Origin of the sequence: Dolichospermum sp. DET69 (assembly GCA_017355425.1) — a bacterium.
In the GTDB taxonomy this organism is placed as follows: Bacteria; Cyanobacteriota; Cyanobacteriia; order Cyanobacteriales; family Nostocaceae; genus Dolichospermum.
In genome coordinates this window covers 5,600,537-5,621,942 of sequence record CP070233.1, presented here as the reverse complement: position 1 = coordinate 5,621,942, position 21,406 = coordinate 5,600,537, and the positions used below count along the sequence as shown (strand labels likewise).

The following is a 21,406-nucleotide window of genomic DNA, read 5'->3' as shown; positions in this document are numbered from 1 at the left end:
GTTACTCTGCTGCTGTTATCCAACAATTAACAAAACGTTCTTTTCCTGCCTCACGAAAGTATTCTTTGAATCCATTTGTCAGAAGTTTCCTTTTTGCAAAGCCCAGACTTACCTTACGGGCATTAAATCCACTTTCTAACTCCTGTAATTTTTCTAACGCGAGAGGATCATCATCTTCTTTTGCATCTCTAAGTAATTTTAGAAGAGTATCTAAAGCCTCTTGTACTCGCTCTGAATTATTGCTAGATACAAGGGCAAGGGCGGCGAAAAAAGAGTTTATAACACTTTCTTCCCCAAACCATTTTATACCATTTGGTATTTCTTTATCAGCATTTCCTATATATATTCGAGATACTTCAACATCTAAATCAGCATAAATTTTCAGATAGTTTTTGAAAGCTTCAAACTGATCTCCAAGTTGTTCTTCTGTAGAATCTAAAATTTCTTCTTCCACTAATTTCTGTGCGACAACATTTTGTCTCTGTGTTTCTGGACTTTTGGTTATAAAACTTTGATATGCGGTGGCAATTCTATCGAGAGGGTACTTCCTAGCCTTTGTTCGGCGTGCAGATTCTTTTTCCTTGAAAATTTCAATATCTGGTATTTCGGCTTTAAGTGTGTCATTTAGAGTGATGAACAAAAGACCGATCTGATGTTTCATAGACATAGGTTTCTGTCCCGCATTTAGGACAATAATCCGGTAAATAAGATTTTTGATGTTACTTTCAAGCCAGAACTCAACAAGAACTTTCTGTTCTGATTTAAATTCAATATTCTCCTTAGCTATGTCATTTAAAATAAACGTCCGTTGTAATCCATCTAAAATATTTACTTGTCCTGGTTTACTTAACGCCCTTTCAAGTTCTTGCCAGTTATCTTTTTGTACAATGGGTAAGATATCACTCACTAATTCTGGTTTTACTGCGAGAGTTATCGAAGGTAACAAAGCACCATTCATGATGTCAATTTTCATGCGTTCATATGCTTTATATTTTTCGCGCTTTCTTTGAGGTTCATAATCATCAAAGTTATCCCCAACTAAACATAAATAGTCTTGTATGGATAACTGAGCATAAAGAATATCTGTATCTGTCCGTAAATCTTTTGCTTGTCCAATGATTTTTACTTGCATAGCGTTATTTGTACGTAAAATTGGGCATTTGAATAACTCATAAAAATTAAGTATATCGTATCATCATATATGTCCTGTTCGTTGTGCCGTAGGAAATTTTGAATCCGGTTTATGTATGTATATCACTATTTCTAACAGAAACTTGACAATTGGTAATGGGTAATTGAAAAGATAAATTTTTATTACCCTTCTTAGCTCTTACCTATCAATGGTCAGATGATTTCAATTTAATACCCAAAACTTGAGTATAAGCACCTCTAGCTTGAGTTACACCAATTGTCCGCTGTGCTGCTTCTATCATCGGACTGCGTAAACTCACTACAATAAACTGTGCCTGTTCTGCTTGTTTTTTAATCATTCTCGCTAATCGTTCCACATTTGACCCATCTAAAAACATATCCACTTCATCAAAGGCGTAAAATGGAGAGGGACGATAACGTTGCAGGGAGAATATAAAACTTAATGCAGTTAAGGATTTCTCTCCCCCTGACATAGAAGCAAGCCGTTGTACAGGTTTACCTTTGGGGTGTGCGACTAGGTTTAAACCACTGTTAAAAGGATCTTCAGGATTATCTAGTTGTAAATAACCGTCACCATCGGAAAGAATAGCAAAAATTGATTGGAAATTTTCATTTACTGCGTCGAAGGCTTCTTTAAATGCTTTTTGACGTAAGGTGGTAAAGTTTTCAATTCTTAATAATAATTCTGTCCGTTCCCCTTCCAAAGTCTCTAATTTTTCGGTAAGTTCTTGGAGACGACCTTGGACTTTATCAAATTCTTCCAGTGCTAACATATTTACAGGTTCCATTGCCTGTAAGCGCTTGCCTAAACTCCGCAATTCTTTTTGTAATTCTTCTAAATTAACTTTGTTGGGAACTTCTGGGAGGGGACTGGGTAATTCTGCACCTAAATCTCGCAGTTGGTTTTGTAGTGCTGTTAAGTCTTCCCGGCGTTTTTGTTGAGTTTCTTGCAGTTTCTCAATTTCCCATTGTAATTGTTGTTGACGCAATAAGAGTGATCGCACTCAATCCGCCGTCGTTCTAATTGATTTTGAATCACATCCCAGTCTAGGTGCGCTTTGGACAATTTTTTTTTGGCTTTTTGCCAGGCTTGTTGGCGTTCAGTTTCACTCATTTTTACTGCGGCGATCGCCTGTTTTCCAATCTGCAAGATTTGACTGAGATAGGTTGTTAATTGTCCGGCTATTTGTCGGTTGCGCCAGATTTGTCTGTTACCTTTGGCTACCATTGCGGCAATTTGCGATCGCAATAATGCCAGACATTCTGCTTCCGTTGTGTCGTTTTCAATAGACATCTCCAAAAATTAAATATGCGTAGCCTGAAACCCTTGTAGGGACAATTCATGAATTGTCCCTACATTCTTTTTCACCAGATGTCTAATTTGTACCCTAAATTTAGCAATGCCTATTTTTTTCCTGAATACTCATTATTCATTACCAAATTTTTACTCAAAAGTTCGATAGCCGCTTGATATTGAACATCTGTCTTTGTGCCGATTTGCTCCCGGTTAAGTGATGGTTGGGGAACAATTTGATCAGGCTTAATTCCCAACTTATTAATATCTCGATGGTTAGGAGTTTCATATTTAGCAATTGTCACCGCCAAACCAGAACCGTCTGATAATTCAAACAAAGATTGAATTAAACCCTTACCAAAGGTAGTTTCTCCCACCAACTGGGCGCGATGATTATCTTGTAATGCACCTGCGAGAATTTCGCTGGCGCTGGCAGTTCCTTGATTAACTAGAATAACTAAAGGATCTGTTGTGAGGGCAGGGCCAAAGGCTTCATAAGTTCCCTGAATGCCTTGACGATTGGCAGTGTAAACGATTGTGCCAGAGTCTAACCACAAACGAGCCACTTCAATTCCAGCTTGTAGGAGTCCACCGGGATTGTTTCTCAAATCAAGAATATAGGCAGACGCGCCTTTTTTTTCTAGAATAGAAATAGCTTGTGCCAAGTCAGTAACAGCATTGGCACTAAATTGACTCAAGGTGAGATAGCCAATCTTGGTTCCTGCGGGGGATAATCGCAAGTCAGAGACAACAGGATTAAGAGAAATGCGATCGCGCACCAAGATAACTTCCTTGTCCTGTTCTCCTTCTCGGCCAATTAGAAGGGTGACAACGCTGCCCATTCGTCCCCGCATTTGCGCCGCAGCTTCATCAAGAGTCAAATTCTCTGTAGATAAGCCCTCAATCTTCAAAATGCGATCGCGTGGTTTTAAACCCGCTTTCTCGGCTGGAGAATTTTCAATCGGTGTAATTACTTCCAAAACACCAGTTTGGGGATTGAGCATAATTTGTAATCCCACACCTGTTAATTCTCCAGAAGTGCTAACTTGCAAACTGCGATATTTCTCAGGTTCAAGAAAACGGGTAAAAGGATCATCCAGGCTCTTAAGCATATCCCCAATTGTGGCATAAGCAGCTTCCTGGTTAGGAAAACGACTCTTTAGAGCTTTTTGTCGCACATCAACCCAGCTTTGATGGTTAAAAGTCCCATCCAGATAAGAGCGATTTACAATTCGCCATACTTCATAAACTAGCTTCTGTTCTGGGGTGAAAGCTGAGGCCGGAGGAATATATCCGCCAAACACCAAGCAAAAAAGCAATAGTAGTAAGCATCCTAGCCGCCAAACCCGTTTGTGAATGAACCCTAATTTCATTGTCATCTCAGACTCAAATTTCCTAAAATTTTCTGTAATGCTCAGTTGCTGATGAAATCTATCTCTCGACTATGTTACTTTTCTTATAGAAGAAGTGCATTCTTCTCATAAAATTGCTAGTCCAAATTTATGAGATGTTTATTCTTCGGTGATCAACGATAAAATCTTCTTTGGGGTCAACATTGTTAACGTTGGCTGGCAAAGACGACAAGACAGGGAGATTTCCTAAAAATAGGGTGAGTTACACCCAAATTCACGCTCGTGGACAAATAGAAGCCCATTCTTTTGGAAGAAGCGAGAAGCGAACCCTCTAACTGAGGTTAGTTGAATAGTCAGCCACGATTAAGCTTCGCATAACAAAACTTATCAACCGCAATCTATTTTTAGGACATTAAGATTGTATGGCTAACGTTTATGACTGGTTTGAGGAACGCTTGGATCTCCAAGAAATTGCTGATGATATCACCACCAAATACGTTCCTCCCCACGTTAACATTTTCTACTGCTTGGGTGGAATTACCTTAGTTTGCTTCCTGATCCAATTTGCAACTGGATTTGCGATGACATTCTACTACAAACCCACCGTAACCGAAGCTTTCTCCTCCGTAGAGTACATCATGAATGAAGTCAACTTCGGTTGGTTAATTCGCTCCATTCACCGCTGGTCAGCCAGCATGATGGTATTGATGATGATTCTCCACACTTTCCGCGTTTATCTCACCGGTGGCTTTAAAAAGCCCCGTGAACTGACCTGGATTAGTGGTGTTATTCTTGCAGTTATCACAGTTTCTTTTGGTGTAACAGGCTACTCTCTACCTTGGGATCAAGTTGGTTACTGGGCTGTAAAAATTGTGAGTGGTGTACCAGAAGCAATTCCCGTAGTCGGCGTTCTCATCTCCGATTTACTCCGTGGTGGTTCTAGTGTTGGTCAAGCTACACTCACCCGCTACTATAGCGCTCACACCTTTGTTCTGCCTTGGTTAATTGCCGTCTTCATGTTGTTCCACTTCTTGATGATTCGCAAACAAGGTATTTCTGGACCTTTGTAATTCAAGTTATTAGCAAACAGGGCATAACTTATGTTTCCAGATCATCGGACTTTGTTTTAAACTAAAGAGAAAATAACTTGTAAGTTCTAAACATCGACTAATATCTGAAACCTGAGCTAGTTGCCAGCAACAAATTGCCTGTATAGCTGATAGTTTTCACCAATGCTTTAACTTCACTTCAGCCGGAGAGCGCATTTAAAAATGTCAACGCAAAAATTACCGGATCTAAGCGATCCCCAGTTAAGAGCTAAACTTGCCCAAGGCATGGGTCACAACTACTATGGTGAACCTGCTTGGCCTAATGATTTGCTGTATATATTCCCTGTCGTAATTATGGGTTCTTTTGCCTGTATTGTGGCTCTAGCAGTTCTAGAACCCTCTATGATAGGTGAACCAGCCAATCCTTTTGCTACCCCTTTGGAAATTTTGCCAGAGTGGTACTTATATCCTGTATTCCAAATTCTCCGCTCACTACCTAGTAAACTATTAGGTGTGTTAGCAATGGCTGCTGTACCCTTGGGGCTAATTATCGTTCCTTTCCTGGAAAACGTGAATAAGTTCCAAAACCCTTTCCGTCGTCCTGTCGCAACAACAGTATTTTTATTTGGTACTCTTGTTACTATATGGCTAGGTATAGGTGCGGCACTTCCATTAGATAAATCCTTAACTTTAGGATTGTTCTAAGGTACTTCCAGTTCATACTAAAGCTAGATAACGTCTGTGATCTTCAAGAGCGTATACGGGATAATATCTAACAAATAAATAGCCATCAGTCTTTGATAGTCTACTTGTTCCTGATATTTCCACAGAGATATGCTTTTGAAGATAAACAGGCGTTAACTATTCTGGAACTGTGGAAAAAGGTTTTGAGATTAGTGATCAAGATAGAGTTAAAACAAACATAACTTCCCTCTAAAATCACAAGAGAGAACGAACGGCACGGAAGCCACTTGGCTTCAGACAGTGGAGGAAGTGCCAACTTAGAATTTATTCGCCGAGAATATGATACAATTGAACTGCAAGTAAGAACAACCATCTACACGAAGAAGTATTTTAATAAGGAGAAACCCCTGATTTATCTCGTCTCAGCATTTGACTGTAGCCTGGGTAAACAAGTAAAGGTAAAATATGGAGTGTAATACCGCCAAAATTTGATGGACTCACAAAAGCAAAAAACATAAAAGTCAGCGCAATTGCAATACCTGTCGTACTGGTAGTTGTTTTGAGCGTGTAGCGGGATAATTGACTATTCCTTTTAAGCAAGTTTTAAAGAATCTGTGTGTCTTTAGACCGCAGAGTGTCAAAAATACTGTTCAATTAATTTCTATTCAAGTCACGGTCAATGCTTAGCATAGTGCAGCAAGACCATAGAATGGTGAGGAGCGAACTTAAGCTCTTAGTCCCAGTACAACAATGGTTTGAAGAATTCTGTCAGCAATATTTACCTAAATATGGCTGGTCAGACAGCCAACTTTATCGTCTCAATCTAGCTTTAGCAGAAGGCTTTACCAACGCAGTTCGTCATGCTCATCATTCTTTACCACCGGAAACAACTATAGAAATTCAAGTAAGTTTATGGACAGATAGGCTGGAAATGAGAATTTGGGATTATGGAAAACCATTTAATCCTGATGTAATAACTGAGCCAGAACCAGGGACTCTACAAGTAGGTGGATATGGATGGTTTTTACTTCGTCGCTTGGCAGATAGAGTTGTATATGAACGCGATTCAGATACTAGAAATTGTCTGTTAATTGTTAAATATCGTCTAGAAGAACAACAACATTAGAGACTAGTACCGCTTTCTCGGAATTTAGAATTTAGAATTTAGAATGAATACAGCATAAGCTTTTCACGGATTTGGAATGGTTCATTAACTTACGCCGTACTGTACTAGTACTACTGAGTAGAAGTCAAAAATCAAAATAATTAGAGATTGGGCTTTTTAGGCAATTTTTAATCATTGGTTAATTTACACTATTATCTAATAGTTGTTATTATCAGGTGATGTGAAAGTAACTTTATACCCCATTAAAAATAATATTTAAAGAAGAATTAATATTTTATGATTGTCTAATTGATTCCTGTATCATCACTTCGTGAAAAAGCTTGATGATTGTCTATGTAGAAGCAATGGCTTGTGAAATACCTGTATTATTGGCGGATAATCAAGAACTAAACTCGCTATCCTAGAATCAGCAGCACCAATTTGAGACATGAGCTTTAAAAACTTGCAATTCAATTTTGAAAAAATCCGCCCTTGGCTGACCCTGTTAGCAATTGCCTGGCTATTAGCATCATTGGGCTTGGGCTGGTTAGTTAATTCCTTAGTAATTATTTTGGGGTTATTGTTTTTTTTACCTGTGGTAGCGTTCTTTGGGTTTCGCTGGTGGTTACAAAAAAATCTAGTCACTAATAACTGTCCTGTATGTGGATATGAATTAACAGGGGTAAATAACAGCCAAGTACAATGTGCTAACTGTGGTGAACAGCTATTAGTTAAAAACTTTCAATTTCAACGCTTCACACCAGAAGGGACAATTGATGTGACAGCGGTTGAAGTTCAAGCCCAATCAGTGGAAGATTAGTTAGTTGTCAGTTGTTAGTTGTCAGTTGTTAGTTGTCAGTTGTCAGTTGTTAGTTGTCAGTTGTTAGTTGTTAGTTGTCAGTTGTTAGTTGGAATCTAGAAGGGTGAATTAATTACACTTGCCCATTGATCTAGATTTTTGAGAAAATGTGGCTGTTGGAGTTCAGAAAGCCAGAGAATCAAGGCATCCTCATTGTTATCTTTGTAATAACCTCGTCGTTTTCCCGCAGTTTTGAAACCAAACTTTTGATACAAAGAAATAGCAACGTGATTAGAATCGCGGACTTCGAGAGTAGCTCTCTCCAAACCAAGATCACTAGCACTTCGCAGCAACGAATACAATAAAGCTGTTCCTAACCCTTGACCATGATATTGGGGATGAACAGCTAAGATTGTAATGTGTGCTTCTTCTAAAATTGACCAAAAGCACCCCATTCCTAACAAATCGGCGTGATTAAAAGGGGAAAATAAACCCAAAAAATGACTATTCGGACTTTCTAACTCCCGCAGGTAGCCTTCCATAGTCCACAAGCCATCAAAACAGGCTTTATCCAGTTCCAACAGTTCAGTTAAATTGTCTGTGGTTAAAGATTGAATTTTTAAGTTGGATGAAATCACAATTTTTCAAGATTGAGGAAGGTAGATAACTAGTTGCTTATTTGCTTATTTGCTTATTTTTCTTAACAAATACTACGGTATACGAAGATCGTAAATACCAACGCATTATTTGTGAGCAAAATAAAAATTTGTGCTATTCTTTGCTTACAGCTTCTAAGCTGTTCAGGATTAAAAGTATCTGGTGAAATACCATTTTGGCAAACTATTCCTCTGTAAATCAAGATAGTCACTGCATCAAAAAAGTAAAATGCCTTTAATTCAGTTTGCTTTAAGTGCGAAAACCAAGCACAGTAAACACTAGTTAAGTGCGCGAAGAATGCTTCGTGCATTGGTTGATACGCCTTGGTTGAGAGAAATCTCAACTTATGTATTTGTTAGCTTTTGTTAGCAAAAAAGTATCGGTTAATTACCAATTACCAATTACCAATGAGAGGGTAAACTGGAAATCAGGACATATACTCATGCCCTGATTTTTCACAAAGAGAACTCTTATTAGTTATGGTATCGACTTACCCCGTCGAAGTTCAACTTTCTGGCCGTCAATATTTACCGTCAACAACTGGTGACAGTGCTGATATTTCTCCTAACCAACAACTCTTACCTTTGACAGCAAGAGTTAATGATCATGACAATCTGGAAATCGGTGGCTGTGATGTCACAACCTTAGTTGAACAGTTTGCTTCACCTTTATATATTTTAGATGAAGAAACCCTGCGGACAACTTGTAGGCAATATCGAGATACATTCAAAGAATATTACCAAGGAGAATCGCAGGTACTCTATGCTTCTAAGGCATGGAGTTGTCTAGCCGTTTGTGCCATTGTGGCTTCAGAAGGGTTAGGAATTGATGTAGTATCTGGTGGCGAACTTTATACTGCGCTAAGTGCGGGTATGAGTCCTGACAAAATATACTTACATGGAAATAACAAATCTTATGATGAGTTAGTTTTAGCAATCCAGTCTGGATGTACTATTGTAGCGGATAACTGGCACGAATTAGATCTGCTGGTGAAGATAGCAGGGGAGAAAACAGAAAATTCTTCTCTTTCACCGATTCGGCTGATGCTACGCTTAACTCCAGGGATAGAATGTCATACTCACGAATATATTCGGACTGGACACTTAGATAGTAAATTTGGTTTTGATCCTCATGATTTACAAGAAGTGTTTGCTTTTGTTAGTAAGCAGCCTAGTTTAAACTGTGTGGGGTTACACGCTCATATTGGTTCACAAATTTTTGAACGTCAACCACATCGAGATTTAGCTGCTGTGATGGTGCAGTGGTTAAGAGATGCGGCTAAACATGGCTTAAAGGTGACAGAATTAAATGTTGGTGGTGGGTTAGGGATTAAATATACGGAATCTGATGATCCCCCAAGCATTCTTGAATGGTCAAAGGCGATTTGTGAAGTTGTACAAGCTGCTTGTATATCAGAAAATCTGCCTTTACCAAAGTTACTTTGTGAACCAGGGCGATCGCTCATTGCCACATCTTGCGTCACTGCTTATACTGTTGGTGCTACCAAGGTTATTCCCGAAATTCGTACCTACATAGCGATTGATGGCGGAATGTCAGATAATCCCCGCCCTATTACCTACCAATCAGTTTATCGGGTGGTAGTTGCTAATAAAATATCTGATCCTTGTACCGAAATAGTCACTTTAGCTGGTAAACATTGCGAATCAGGAGATATTCTGATTAAAAATGCCCAACTGCCAAAAACTGAAGCAAATGATATTCTCGTAGTTATGGGAACTGGTGCATACAATTACAGTATGGCATCTAATTACAATCGCCTCCCTCGACCGGCAGCAGTTGTAGTGGCAAATGGCGAAGCAAATTTAATTTTGCAGCGCGAAACTTATCAAGACTTGATTCGACAAGACTGCCTACCGGAAAGACTGAAATAGTTATTAATCCTTGGTCATTAGTGATTAGCTAAGAACTAAGAACTAAGAACTAATGACTAAGAGACTTCCAAATAAAAAAATATCCCAAATTCTCTTGTGTTGCAGGCATCTTGCCTGTTAATAATACAAGGAGGGGCCAGATGCCCATCCCCCAAGATTGGATAGCATGGAACTAGCGCTGCTGCAAGCAGTTCATTTTTTTTGTGGAGTTCTCTAATGACTAATGCCTGCTCTTTCTTGTCATACTGCGCTAGGACTAAAACCTCACTGTTGCTTCACAGGATCTGGGATTTCTCTGGACTAGGATGCTTCAACGCGTAGATGTTTTTTGTTCTTACTCACAATCCGATTTTAACATAAAATACCACGGGGATTATAATCCCTCGTGTCGCTTCCCTCTCAGGGCTGAAGCCACTGAGTTTCCCGCATACCGTGAGGTCTTATGAGAGATTGGTGGAAGCAATGGCTGATAAACCTGGGAGATTGGTCGCAGTCCTTGCTCCTTGGGACTCTGGACATGATGTTGGTGCTGGCACTAACATACATGATCCTGGTGATTATTAGTGAACGGCGCACATTATGGATGGTGCGAGGGTTTATAGTCTTAATGCTCTGCTCGGCACTCAGTGGCAAATTAGGATTACCTTTGCTAAATTTTGTTCTCGAAAAATTGGTGATTGGTTGTGCGGTGGCTATGGCTGTAGCACTACAATCAGAATTTCGCCGCTTTTTGGAACAATTGGGACGCGGGGAATTTTGGCAGTTGTTTCGTAACAATGCTAGTGCAATTCCTAAGTCAGATAGTGTCATTGATGAAATTGTTGATGCAGTTAAAGAATTATCAAAAAATCGTATTGGCGCTTTACTAATTTTAGAAACCACAGGACCCATTGAAGAACAAGATTTCTCAGTCCCAGGGGTGAAGCTAAATGCTGAAGTTTCTAAAGAACTAATCCAAACTATTTTTCAGCCGAAAACTTTGTTACATGATGGAGCAACGTTAATTCGTGGTTCACGGATTGTATCATCTGGTATAATTTTACCACTGTCAGGACGTACTGCCTCGCGCCAGTTGGGAACACGCCATCGGGCAGCAATGGGAATTACTGAAAGGGTTGAAAATTGTATTTGTGTTGTTGTATCTGAAGAAACGGGTTCTATTTCCTTAGCGGAAAAAGGAACTCTATATAGACCACTAACTATTAAAAAGCTCAAAGAGTCTTTAGAGACTCGATTTTCCCCAACTGTAGATCGGGAAGCTCATGCACCTGGTCTTTTAGGTTTAGTTCGTCAACTTCGTGATCAATCACTAAAATTAATTTCCCGGTTACTGGGATTACCTTGTCTTCGACACGCTACCCGTAGGGGTACGACCGCTTCTCAAGATAAAAAATGACAACACAACAAACTGAATTACAATATTTACCCCCTGATTTAAAACCAGAATTACTACCACAGCACGTTGCCGTAATTATGGATGGCAATGGCCGATGGGCAAAACGTCAAGGTTTACCCCGGATTATGGGTCATAAAGCCGGTGTAAATGCTCTTAAGGATTTACTACAATGTTGTAAAGATTGGGGAATTAAAGCACTAACTGCCTATGCTTTTTCTACAGAAAACTGGAAAAGACCAGAGGAAGAAGTAGAATTTTTAATGACTCTATTCCAGCGAGTTCTGCGGCAAGAACTGCGGGAAATGATGGAAGAAAATGTGCGAATTCAGTTTGTGGGTAATTTGTCAGCTTTGCCACAGGCACTTCAGGCAGAAATCTCTCTTTCTATGGCAGAAACTCAGGATAATCGCAGTATCCTGTTTACTATTGCTACTAATTATGGCGGTAGGCAAGAGATTTTACAAGCTTGTCGAGCGATCGCCCAAAAGGTCAAAGCAGGTTTACTCAAGCCTGAAGAAATCTCAGAAGCAGTATTTGAATCTCATTTATATACAGCCGGATTGGCAGATCCAGATTTATTAATTCGTACCAGTGGAGAAATGCGATTATCAAATTTCTTACTTTGGCAAATGGCCTATGGAGAAATTTATATTACTGATGCTCTCTGGCCTGACTTTGACCGTCATGAGTTTCATCGAGCTTTATCTACTTATCAACAACGAGAACGCCGTTTTGGGAAAATTTAGGGGATTGGTAATTGGTAATTGGTAATGAATCCAAAATCCAAAATTAGATTAGGGACCAGCAAAAACGGCTTGTTCAATATCTTCCCGACTCAGGGAATATTTAAAGGAACGTTGAATATCTTGAGTATTTTCTCCTGATTGGGAATACCGAACGGTAATTTGTTCAGTATCTAACCAAAGTTCTGCTTCCCAGCTAGATCGTTCTATGTGCCAACAATGTAGCTGGGTTTCGTCTTGTTCACAACCTTGGTTTTTTAGCCATTCTTCGATTTGTGGTAAAGGATGACTATATAGGGGTTTATCGGCGGGAAGCATAAGTAATTCAAAATTATTGGTTATTTTAGAGGTGGGAAGTTGAGTTTAATTAATTGCTTCTCCACGGAGGATAGCGATCGCTATCGCTAATAGCATACAACCAACAATGGTCAACCCCAAAATAAATAATACAAATATTTCCCCAGAAGATAGAGGGCGCTCGCTTGCATCTAGATACATTGATTTGGAAAAATCGTAGGGCTTATGCGCGGGGTGGTTTAAATCATGTGGGACTTGAATTATACCAAAACGGGAATAGCCAATTTTTAAATCATAGCTTAACCGCTGTTCTGGGTTACTAAGGGTAGCATAGGCTTCGTTGATTTGCCGAAATTGATTAGTAGCGATATTAGCAGGTAATTCTGTCGTATCTGGATGATAGAGTTTACTGAGTTCTCGATAAGCCCGACGGATATCAATTACTGATGCTGAAGGATGCAGTTCTAGGAGGGAATAATACGTGATTTGTGGCATAATCGCATTGTGATTGACAACTGTTTGAGTCACTTTGCCTAAAAATATTTTTTATATTTTAAATCTTTTTTATCCTTCATAATATAATATTTCTATACTTAAAAAGTTTCTAATTAATTGTGTATAAAAATGAACCCCAACCCTGACAGGTGTAGGTTTTTTACAAAAGAAGGGAACTCTTAACTGGAAATAAGAAACACTCATTTGCACCAGTTTAGAGCTTCAGTCAAAAAAAAGATGTTTTTTAAGATGCGTAGCCCGAAAAAAAACAGTGTCATTATTTCAATCTCATGTTTTTAAACATGAGTTTTTCCTGTTCCCTGTTCCCTCTGAAATTGAGATTTATAATAGGGCTAGACTTGGCAGACAAGGAGGGGGCTATGATGTACCTCATAACAGCAGGAAGTGCTGTATTATACTTATTGTGGGGTGGACTTCTAGCCCACCATAGTCAAAAATATTATTTTATCAAACAGAATTCAGGAGTCACAGAGTCAGAATTCAGTTGGGTATTCTGTGCGAGTGGCGGATGAATAACCGGCGTTTTTGCACCCCCACTAAATCGCAGATTTGGTGGTCTTTAATCAGTCGCAGGTCTGAATCCTCGACTGATTGATTCTGACTCGGTGGCTACTGACTCGGTGACTCCTTCTTCAAATTTATTTCAGCAAGCCCTATTTATTGATGGTACTTATTGAATATTATTGATGGTGGGCAATGCCCACCCTACTAATATTTTATGGTGTTTCTGGAAATGTTTGTACCTTACTATCAGGACTAAGGATAACTCGTACCCTTACGTTTTGCCCAGATTTATTAGTAGAAACAAAAGGTTTACCAATTTGTGGAATGCCACTACTATCAATGTATTGTCTGGCAACTTGATTTAAGGGCAAAATTCTTTCAATTGTGCCATCAACTCCCAATGTTAAACTATATTCTAGAGTTTGAGAAAGTCCAGTTGGTGGTTGCCAACGCTTGTTGAGGTATTCTCTGGCTTCTGCTACTTGGGGAGTATCAAATAAAGTCTTATTATTATTAGGAACTTCTGTACCTGAAGTGGTTTTAGTTGCAGTTCTTAATTTACTCGCTGAATTATCTTGATTTTCCGCCGGAGATGCCTGATTGGGGAGGGTATTTCCTATAATATCTGACGGTAATTCCACGGCAGGAGGCGTGGGCATTGGGTTAGGAATATTACTAAAATTGTTGTTGGGGAGAGTAGCAATAGACGGAGATGGTTGGGAAGGATTAGATGGCAAATTCTGAGATTTAGTGGTATTAATCCCTTTTTTAGCCAGAATCTTGGGAGACTTAGGTTTAAGCCCTGTGACTATAGTACCATCAGAATTAAGTATTGTCCCGGATGGGGGAATTTGCGGAGTCAGAGGATTGGCAGAAATATCGGCAGGTATGGTTAAGGGAGGCTGAGATTTTGTTGTTGGTGCCGCAGGAATAGTTGCATTAGGAAAGGACAGCGGTGGTGCAGGGGTACTAAAGTTAGGAAGTGGTGGTGTCAGTTGGGGTTGAGGAGTGATTAAATTAAATGACGGTGTTGGTGTAGCGTCTTGTAAAGAAGGTGCTATCGCAATTGGTTTTAGGGATTCAGGAGTATTTTTTGCTACTTTTTGCCGATTTTTCTGAATATTGCTGGCATATTGCCAGGTAAATGGTGTTAAACCTGCTGCTAATACTAAAACGGCAGCTATAGGTGCCCACTTAGGTAGATTTGGACTAACAGTTTGATGACTGGTAGTTGGTAGGACAAGCATATCAGATGAGTATTCATCTAAAGCTGTTGCTAAATCAAATAGTTGCAGCAAACTCAGTTCAATTAGCTGTCCAGATGTCTGGTTAACAAGATCACCAAAATAGAGTTTGTGAGTTAAATTATGACTAGGTTCTAAATAAACTTTTGTTTGGGCAGTTTGAGTTTTAAAGGATGATAAATTCTGGGTAGGAAAGACACTAGGAGGAATGTCTTGTAATTCTGCTTCTGATTCTGTATTGGGATGATTATTTTCTGATAAGGTAATACTAAAATCTTCAACAGATTGTTGCAGAAGTTTTTGAATATAAGTGGTAACGATATTACATAAAACTTCTAGTTGCTGGTGATCACCTTCAATGAGAATTTTCTGTTCTTCTGCTAGTCGTGGATCATCAAATTGCAGGCGAAAACTGAGATCATTAATAATGGGTGTATCTGTCCAGCGGGACAAGGGGGAGTTTTGCGCCGATATTTCTAGTGTGCAAGTCGGGGGGGTGTAGCGACGAATGACAGAATTTGATGGAGACATAACAACAATTGCAAAGAAAAAAATAGGGAATTTTGGATTTTAGATTGAGAATGGAAATCGAAAATCGAAAATTATTTTGCGGAAGGATCTATGAGCGCTAACCACAAACGGCGGTGTCCACCAGAGGCACTATAAAAAAGTAAATTTATTAACAGTTTTAGGGCTAAGTGGCTAAGTAAATCTGTTGAGGTTGTTTCTTCTTCTTCCATACGTTCTTGGTAAGTATTACAAAAAGCATCTATATAGTCTCCCAATAACGCAGTTTGGTGAGGTTTCTGTTTATTTGCTGTCATTTGTTCTAGTAAACCTACAGCTCGGCGAATTATTTCTTGGTGCTGTTTGGCGAGATGACAGATAATTAGAACTAGAGATCGAGCTTCTTCTACGTCTAACTTTTTTCGTCCTCCTTGACTTTTGCGAAGAGGATTCGATTGCCGCAATCGCCATAAAGCCACCCGATCTGGTACTTTTGATTCTAGGTTGAGATTAACTGCGGCTGACAGCATTGCTTCTGAACCAATTCCAGTTAGACTTTCTAGGGCTATTAGCACTAAATCTAACTGAGTTTTAATATTTTCCCATTGAATTGTGTTTGGGGCGGGGATTTGGCTTAAATCCTCCCAAGGTGATTTTGGTATAGTGGATTTAGCGGTTGAGTGCATAACTTTTAGCATAGATGATTAGGCTGAAAGAAGCTGTGACTGTTACTTATTTGGAAACGAGATTAGTTATTAGTCATTGGTCAGTGGTCAGTGGTCAGTGGTCAGTGGTCAGTGGTCAGTAGTCAGTGGTCAGTGGTCAGTGGTCAGTGGTCAGTGGTCAGTGGTCAGTGGTCAGTGGTCAGTGGTCAGTGGTCAGTGGTCATAAAAAAATTATTACCTATTACCTATGACCTATTACCTATTACCTATGACCTATGACCTATGACCTATGACCTATTACCTATTACCTATTACCTATTACCTATTACCTATTACCTATTACCTGTTCCCTTTAAATATGAGCAATTGTGACACCAGTACCACCATCAGATTGTTCTGCGGGTTCGTAGTTTGTAACTCTGGGATGTTGTTGTAAGAAAGCGTGAACCCCTTGTTTAAGTTTACCAGTACCGTGTCCATGAATAATCCATAGGGGTCCATCGGCTTCAGAGATGGCTTTATCTAAGATATATTCGGCATCAGATACTCTTTTTCCGCGCAAATCTACAGTATTTTTAGAGGTACGAATTGCTGGGGCTGGTGGGGGTGGAACTACGGCTGGGGCTGGTTTAGATTTAACTATGGGTTCGGGTTTTTGTCCATCTAGTGATTCTATGTCTTGGAGTTGAACCGTCATTTTCATGATGCCAAAGCGAATGGTAAAATTGCCTTCAGCATTGGGAATTGTTAAAACTTCAGCGGTTTGCCCTAATTTGGGAATTCGCACGCGATCACCTACTTTGGGCATAAACCCAGGACTAGGTTTCGCTGGGGGTGCAGGTTCATATTTCTGGGCAATTTGATTAATAGATGCGGTGGCTTGTTGGGCATCTTGGGCGTTGGCTGTGCCTTTTTGCAAGCGGCGGATAACTTGGGCAATTTCCCCTTTGGCTTGGGTAATTGCTTGGGCAACGGCGATTTCTTGAGAAGCGCGTAAATCTTTTTCTCTGGCTTCTAAAGCGGTGGCTTTGTCAGAAACTTCTTTATATAATTTTTCGGCTTGACGTAATAAACTTTGGGCTTCAGCGGCTTTGGTTTCTTGATTGCGGCGTTGGGCTTCTAAACCAGCAATGACTTGGTTTACTTCGTCTGTGGCTTCTCCAACTTGAGTTTTTGCCTCGGCTACTACTTCTGGTTTTAACCCTAAACGCAAGGCAATACTCAAGGCATTAGAACGACCAGGAATCCCCCACAACAGCCGATAAGTAGGTGAAAGAGTGGTTTCGTTAAATTCTACGGAAGCATTTTCAAAGCGGGTATCTTCGTATTTGAGGGCTTTGAGTTCGCCAAAGTGGGTACTAGCCATTGTTAGCTGGGTATGGTTGGCAAGGTATTTAAGTAGAGCGATCGCTAATGCACTACCTTCAACCGGATCTGTACCTGCACCAACTTCATCCAGTAATACCAGGGATTGGGAATGGGTAATTGGTAGTTTTATTCCCTCTTCCTCTGATTTTTGACTGGGCGCAGGCCCTGCGCCCTGAAATTTCTGGGAGAAAGATTCAGGAGTTCCCTCTTCCTCTGATTTTTGACTGGGCGCAGGCCCTGCGCCCCTACCTCCTGACTCCTCCAATGCTTCTAATATTCGACTAATGCGGCGAATATGTCCTGAGAATGTAGATAAACTTTGTTGTAAAGATTGTTCATCGCCAATATCAGCTAAAACTTGCGAAAACCACGGCATTTCTACGGGTTCACGGGCAGGAACAAATAAACCCACTTTTGCCATGATAGCGGCTAATCCCAAGGTTTTTAATGTTACAGTTTTTCCCCCTGTATTCGGTCCGGTAATTGTGACTACCCGAATTTGGGGACTGATTAATAAATCTACGGGAATTACGGGATTTCCTTGTTCGTGCTGCTGTTGCCATACTAACAACGGGTGGCGCAGATTTCGCAAGGTGATAATTTCATTGTCTTCCCGATTGACAAAACGCGGGGGGTTAGAACCTATCCACAGACTATAACGAGATTTCGCAACTGCCAAATCTAAGGTGGTGACAATGGCTAATAACCTTTCTAAATCTGGGGTAACTTCTGCTACTTTATCCGTTAAAGTCCGGCGAATTGCTTCGGCTTCAGTTTGTTCTTTTCTGATAATTTGCCGGAGTTGATTACCCAAGGGGACGACACTGTTTGGCTCTATATATAGGGTTGCGCCACTGGTTGAGGTGTCGTGAACGATGCCGGGAACTGCGTCCTTTTGGGGGGCTTTCACGGGGATGACAAAGCGATCGCTTCTTTGGGTAATTAACTGTTCTTGAATTGCCCCCGATTTGGCTTGGATAATATTTTGGAGTTTTTGAGTAATTTGGCTGCGGACTTTCCGCAATTCTACCCGAATTTCCCCCATTTTCTGACTTGCGCGGTCAGTTACTTGCCCGCGTTCATCAATACAACGGTGGATTTCCTGTTCTAATTCTGGGTAAGTCCGCAATTGCGCCACTAAATCGGCTAAAACTGGGACATTTTCCTGATTATCAATGACACGGCGTAAATTTCTTGTTCCTGCTAGGGTGGTAGCGATCGCTAACAGTTCCTCTCCAGGTAAGATACTTTGGAGTGCTGCCCGTTCTAGGGAATCACCAATATCTTGTATTCCTTCAAAGGATAATCCTGGATGTAAACGAATTTCCAGTTCGTAAACTTCTTTGGTTTGCGCTAATAACTGTTCACTTTCTGCCTGAGTTTCAGGAATCGGCAGGTTACGCGCAACGATTGACCCTAACTTAGTCGCCGCAAAGGTGGAAAGGTGCTGGCACAGACGGGGCCACTCTAGTAATTCTAAGGTTTCAGATTGAATCAAGGTTTCAACAACTAATCTGAAGTTATCGTAACAATTTTAGCCACTATCAGACTACATTTTTCAAAATCAAATTTTTTCTGGTGTCAGTGAGGCAAAAATATATGGTGCTAAATACCCTCAAAAACAGTGTTTCTGGTGTACTGAGTAATTGATGAATAACAATAATTACAGTTTTAATCCTTTCTTGAGAAAATAAATCCCTTGCTCCCAATTTTCTGCATCCAGGATCAAACGAGTCATGAAACTTAATTAATTTAACATTTTATTGATGGGCAGTTAGTGCGATCGCTCTTGTGATCACAGTCTGATTTTGTGCGACCTACTATATTCAGATCCCCGACTTCTTGAAGAAGTCGGGGATCTAGTTGCAATATTAGGGTGTAAATTTTACCAATAGCTCTTCACGAGATAATTGTAGAAGCATAGGAGTAAATTCTTCCCTAGTCATAGCAATTACTTGATCAATAATTGTAGCTAACTGTGAATCAATTTCTCCAAACCGTACTTGTAGAATACTTTCAACCATAGCGCGACGTTCTGTTTGGATACCCCTATCAATTCCTAGCAATTCTCCTTCTTGTCTTCCTTTTTGTTCTCCTTCTTGTCTTCCTTTTTGTTCTCCTTCTTGTCTTCCTTCTTGTTTAATTTCTTCTAATAGTTGTTGATACATTTCTGACAGTTTCATAATCAACTCCCGATCATCTTGATCAATATCTTGTTCTTTTCGGTTACGTGCAGATAACAGAGTAATTAAGTCATGTACTAACTTGATAATATCCTCAAAAAATGGATTATTATTAGCTAGTGCTTCTAATTCTTCCACTGCTTGTCGTTGTCCTCTTCCTCTACCTAATACCCTCAAAAACAGTGTTTCTGGTGTAATGGGTAATTGATGAATAACAATAATTACAGTTTTTAATCCTTTCTTGAGAAAATAAATCCCTTGACCCCAATTTTCTGCATCCAGAGTATCAGTAAAGCTCTCTAGTATATCTACTGATGCAGTTGGAGTCAATATCCATAAATATGGTAACTCATCTTCATTTATTCTGGTATTATTACGTTTTGCTTGCCGTTCTAGGTCTGCATGGAAGTCAAATAATTTACCTATACAACTGCGAATTTCACTTTTATCCACAGGATTGCGGAATGGCTCAAATAGAGCATAAGTTGAATATGCTGCCATTCTGCCTAATAGTCCTAGTGATTCTATTCTATCTGGAGATGGTGATGCAGGAGTAAATAGGACATCAATTTGTCTAACCTCACAAGATAACATCTTGACTAGTTTCTACTTGACCATAAGGTGTTAATAGTTCTGTCAGATATTGTTTAGCGAATTGGTCATGGATAAAACGAGTCATGAAACTTAATTAATTTAACATTTGGTTAATGGGCAAAGCGGTATTTTGGTGGGCATTGCCCACCCTACGAAATCAGTGTAATCCGCGTAATCCTTTAAATCCGTGATCAGCCTTTAATTCCTAAGCACAAAGAGCTAAAATTTGCTCAACAACTTGCGGGTTAACATCTTTATTTTCTCCCAAAGATGTCATTCCATGCTTTTCTAAATTCTTGATGATTGCGGGAAAAGTTTCGACTCCCACACCATAATCAGATAAGTGAGTGCGAACACCAACTGATTCAAAGAAATCACGAGTTTTAGTAATTGCTGCATTTACCCGTTCTTCTTCCGAACCACTAACAATTTCCCAAACTCTATCTGCATATTGTAAAAGTTTTTGCCATTTGCGATCGCGTCTAATTGTTAAAGTGTTAGGTAAGACAATCGCCAAAGTTTGAGCATGATCTAAACCATGCAAAGCTGTTAACTCATGACCAATCATGTGAGTAGTCCAATCTTGGGGAACCCCAGCAGCAATTAACCCATTTAATGCCATTGTTGCCGACCAAACTAAATTTGCTCTGGCATCATAATCTGTAGGATTTGCTAAAGTTTTTGGTCCTTCAGCAATCAAAGTTTTTAAAATTGATTCAGCCATGCGGTCTTGTAATGGCGCATTTACCGGATAGGTTAAATACTGTTCCATTACATGAGTAAAAGCATCAACAATCCCATTGCTAATTTGCCGAGGAGGCAGGGAGAAAGTTGTTTCTGGGTCAAGAACAGAAAATTTAGGAAACACAAAGGGACTAGCGAAAAATAACTTTTCCTTAGTTTCCCATTTGGTAACAACAGAGTTTGTATTCATTTCCGAACCGGTCGCGGGTAAAGTCAAAATCACCCCCATTGGCAAAGCCGCAGTTACCGGAGCAGCTTTTGCTAAAATATCCCAAGGGTCGCCGACAAAAGGAACAGCAGCGGCGATAAATTTAGTCCCGTCAGCAACTGAACCACCACCCACAGCTAAGAGAAAATCAATACCCTCTTTGCGGATTAATTCTACCGCTTTCATCAAAGTTTCAAAATGGGGGTTGGGTTCAATGCCACCAAACTCAAATACATTCCTACCAGCCAATGCCGATTTTACTTGATCATATACGCCATTGGCTTTAATACTACCACCACCGTAGGTAATGAGAATTTTAGCATCTGCGGGGATTTCTGGAGCAATATTGGCGATTTGACCTTTACCAAACAAGATTTTAACAGGATTGTAAAAAACAAAATTTTCCATGATTAACTACACAAAGGAATTAGATTTCACCTTGAGTATTGTAAT

Annotated in this window: 17 protein-coding genes and 2 pseudogenes; 7 read left to right on the top strand and 12 right to left on the bottom strand. The window is 39.9% G+C overall.

The features are described 5' to 3' along the window. Position 1: 1 nt before the first annotated feature. The 4 genes and pseudogenes from EZY12_25810 to EZY12_25795 form a co-directional block, all read right to left on the bottom strand. A complete protein-coding gene (locus tag EZY12_25810; protein ID QSX67992.1) occupies positions 2-1,132 on the bottom strand; it encodes a hypothetical protein in 1,131 nt (376 codons plus the stop codon). Between the two features lie 205 nt (positions 1,133-1,337). Beyond that, positions 1,338-2,156 (bottom strand): annotated as a pseudogene (locus EZY12_25805) (AAA family ATPase). Continuing rightward, positions 2,069-2,446 (bottom strand): hypothetical protein, encoded by a 378-nt coding sequence (locus EZY12_25800; protein QSX67991.1) that lies wholly within the window; start codon positions 2,444-2,446, stop codon positions 2,069-2,071. The pseudogene EZY12_25805 and the gene EZY12_25800 overlap by 88 nt, the downstream one beginning before the upstream one ends. 110 nt (positions 2,447-2,556) lie before the next feature. Further along, positions 2,557-3,825 (bottom strand): PDZ domain-containing protein, encoded by a 1,269-nt coding sequence (locus EZY12_25795; GenBank protein QSX67990.1) that lies wholly within the window; start codon positions 3,823-3,825, stop codon positions 2,557-2,559. A 395-nt stretch (positions 3,826-4,220) separates the two neighbouring features. Between EZY12_25795 and EZY12_25790 the strand changes: the two genes are divergently transcribed. The 4 genes from EZY12_25790 (at position 4,221) to EZY12_25775 (ending at position 7,456) form a co-directional block, all read left to right on the top strand. Continuing rightward, the gene (locus EZY12_25790) at positions 4,221-4,868 is read left to right on the top strand and encodes a cytochrome b6 (GenBank protein QSX67989.1); all 648 of its coding nucleotides are present in this window, start codon (positions 4,221-4,223) and stop codon (positions 4,866-4,868) included. 201 nt (positions 4,869-5,069) lie between these two features. Further along, positions 5,070-5,552: a cytochrome b6-f complex subunit IV gene (gene petD, locus EZY12_25785; protein QSX67988.1), complete on the top strand. Its 483-nt coding sequence runs from the start codon at positions 5,070-5,072 to the stop codon at positions 5,550-5,552. Between the two features lie 658 nt (positions 5,553-6,210). Continuing rightward, positions 6,211-6,657, top strand: a complete 447-nt coding sequence (locus EZY12_25780) for an anti-sigma regulatory factor (GenBank protein ID QSX67987.1) — start codon at positions 6,211-6,213, stop codon at positions 6,655-6,657. A 427-nt stretch (positions 6,658-7,084) separates the two neighbouring features. Then, entirely contained in the window at positions 7,085-7,456 is a 372-nt protein-coding gene (locus EZY12_25775) for a hypothetical protein (protein QSX67986.1), read from the top strand. 95 nt (positions 7,457-7,551) lie between these two features. Here EZY12_25775 and rimI read toward each other — a convergent pair whose 3' ends face one another. Beyond that, complete coding sequence (rimI, locus tag EZY12_25770) at positions 7,552-8,073, bottom strand: ribosomal protein S18-alanine N-acetyltransferase (GenBank protein ID QSX67985.1); 522 nt, start codon at positions 8,071-8,073, stop codon at positions 7,552-7,554. 498 nt (positions 8,074-8,571) lie between these two features. On the opposite strand from rimI, the gene lysA reads away from it, so the two are divergent. The 3 genes from lysA to EZY12_25755 all read left to right on the top strand — a co-directional run bounded on the left by lysA (position 8,572) and on the right by EZY12_25755 (position 12,126). Further along, a complete protein-coding gene (gene lysA, locus EZY12_25765) occupies positions 8,572-9,984 on the top strand; it encodes a diaminopimelate decarboxylase (protein QSX67984.1) in 1,413 nt (470 codons plus the stop codon). Positions 9,985-10,426: 442 nt separating this feature from the next. After that, positions 10,427-11,380, top strand: coding sequence for a diadenylate cyclase CdaA (gene cdaA, locus EZY12_25760; protein QSX67983.1), 954 nt, complete (start codon positions 10,427-10,429; stop codon positions 11,378-11,380). After that, a complete protein-coding gene (locus EZY12_25755) occupies positions 11,377-12,126 on the top strand; it encodes an isoprenyl transferase (GenBank protein QSX67982.1) in 750 nt (249 codons plus the stop codon). The genes cdaA and EZY12_25755 overlap by 4 nt, the downstream gene beginning before the upstream one ends. Before the next feature lie 48 nt (positions 12,127-12,174). Here EZY12_25755 and EZY12_25750 read toward each other — a convergent pair whose 3' ends face one another. From EZY12_25750 to EZY12_25720, 7 genes and pseudogenes are all read right to left on the bottom strand, one after another. Beyond that, positions 12,175-12,441, bottom strand: a complete 267-nt coding sequence (locus tag EZY12_25750; protein QSX67981.1) for a DUF3143 domain-containing protein — start codon at positions 12,439-12,441, stop codon at positions 12,175-12,177. Between the two features lie 45 nt (positions 12,442-12,486). Then, on the bottom strand, positions 12,487-12,915 hold the full coding sequence (locus EZY12_25745) for a J domain-containing protein (protein QSX70839.1): 429 nt from the start codon (positions 12,913-12,915) through the stop codon (positions 12,487-12,489). A gap of 737 nt (positions 12,916-13,652) precedes the next feature. Beyond that, positions 13,653-15,215: a DUF4335 domain-containing protein gene (locus EZY12_25740; protein QSX67980.1), complete on the bottom strand. Its 1,563-nt coding sequence runs from the start codon at positions 15,213-15,215 to the stop codon at positions 13,653-13,655. Positions 15,216-15,286: 71 nt separating this feature from the next. Next, positions 15,287-15,889, bottom strand: a complete 603-nt coding sequence (locus tag EZY12_25735) for a DUF3038 domain-containing protein (protein ID QSX67979.1) — start codon at positions 15,887-15,889, stop codon at positions 15,287-15,289. Between the two features lie 319 nt (positions 15,890-16,208). Continuing rightward, positions 16,209-18,722 carry an endonuclease MutS2 gene (locus tag EZY12_25730; GenBank protein QSX67978.1) on the bottom strand — a complete coding sequence of 838 codons (2,514 nt, stop codon included), beginning with the start codon at positions 18,720-18,722 and terminating at the stop codon, positions 16,209-16,211. A gap of 373 nt (positions 18,723-19,095) precedes the next feature. Next, positions 19,096-20,086, bottom strand: a pseudogene (locus EZY12_25725) (hypothetical protein). 120 nt (positions 20,087-20,206) lie between these two features. Further along, positions 20,207-21,361, bottom strand: coding sequence for an iron-containing alcohol dehydrogenase (locus EZY12_25720; protein QSX67977.1), 1,155 nt, complete (start codon positions 21,359-21,361; stop codon positions 20,207-20,209). Between the last annotated feature and the right edge of the window lie 45 nt (positions 21,362-21,406).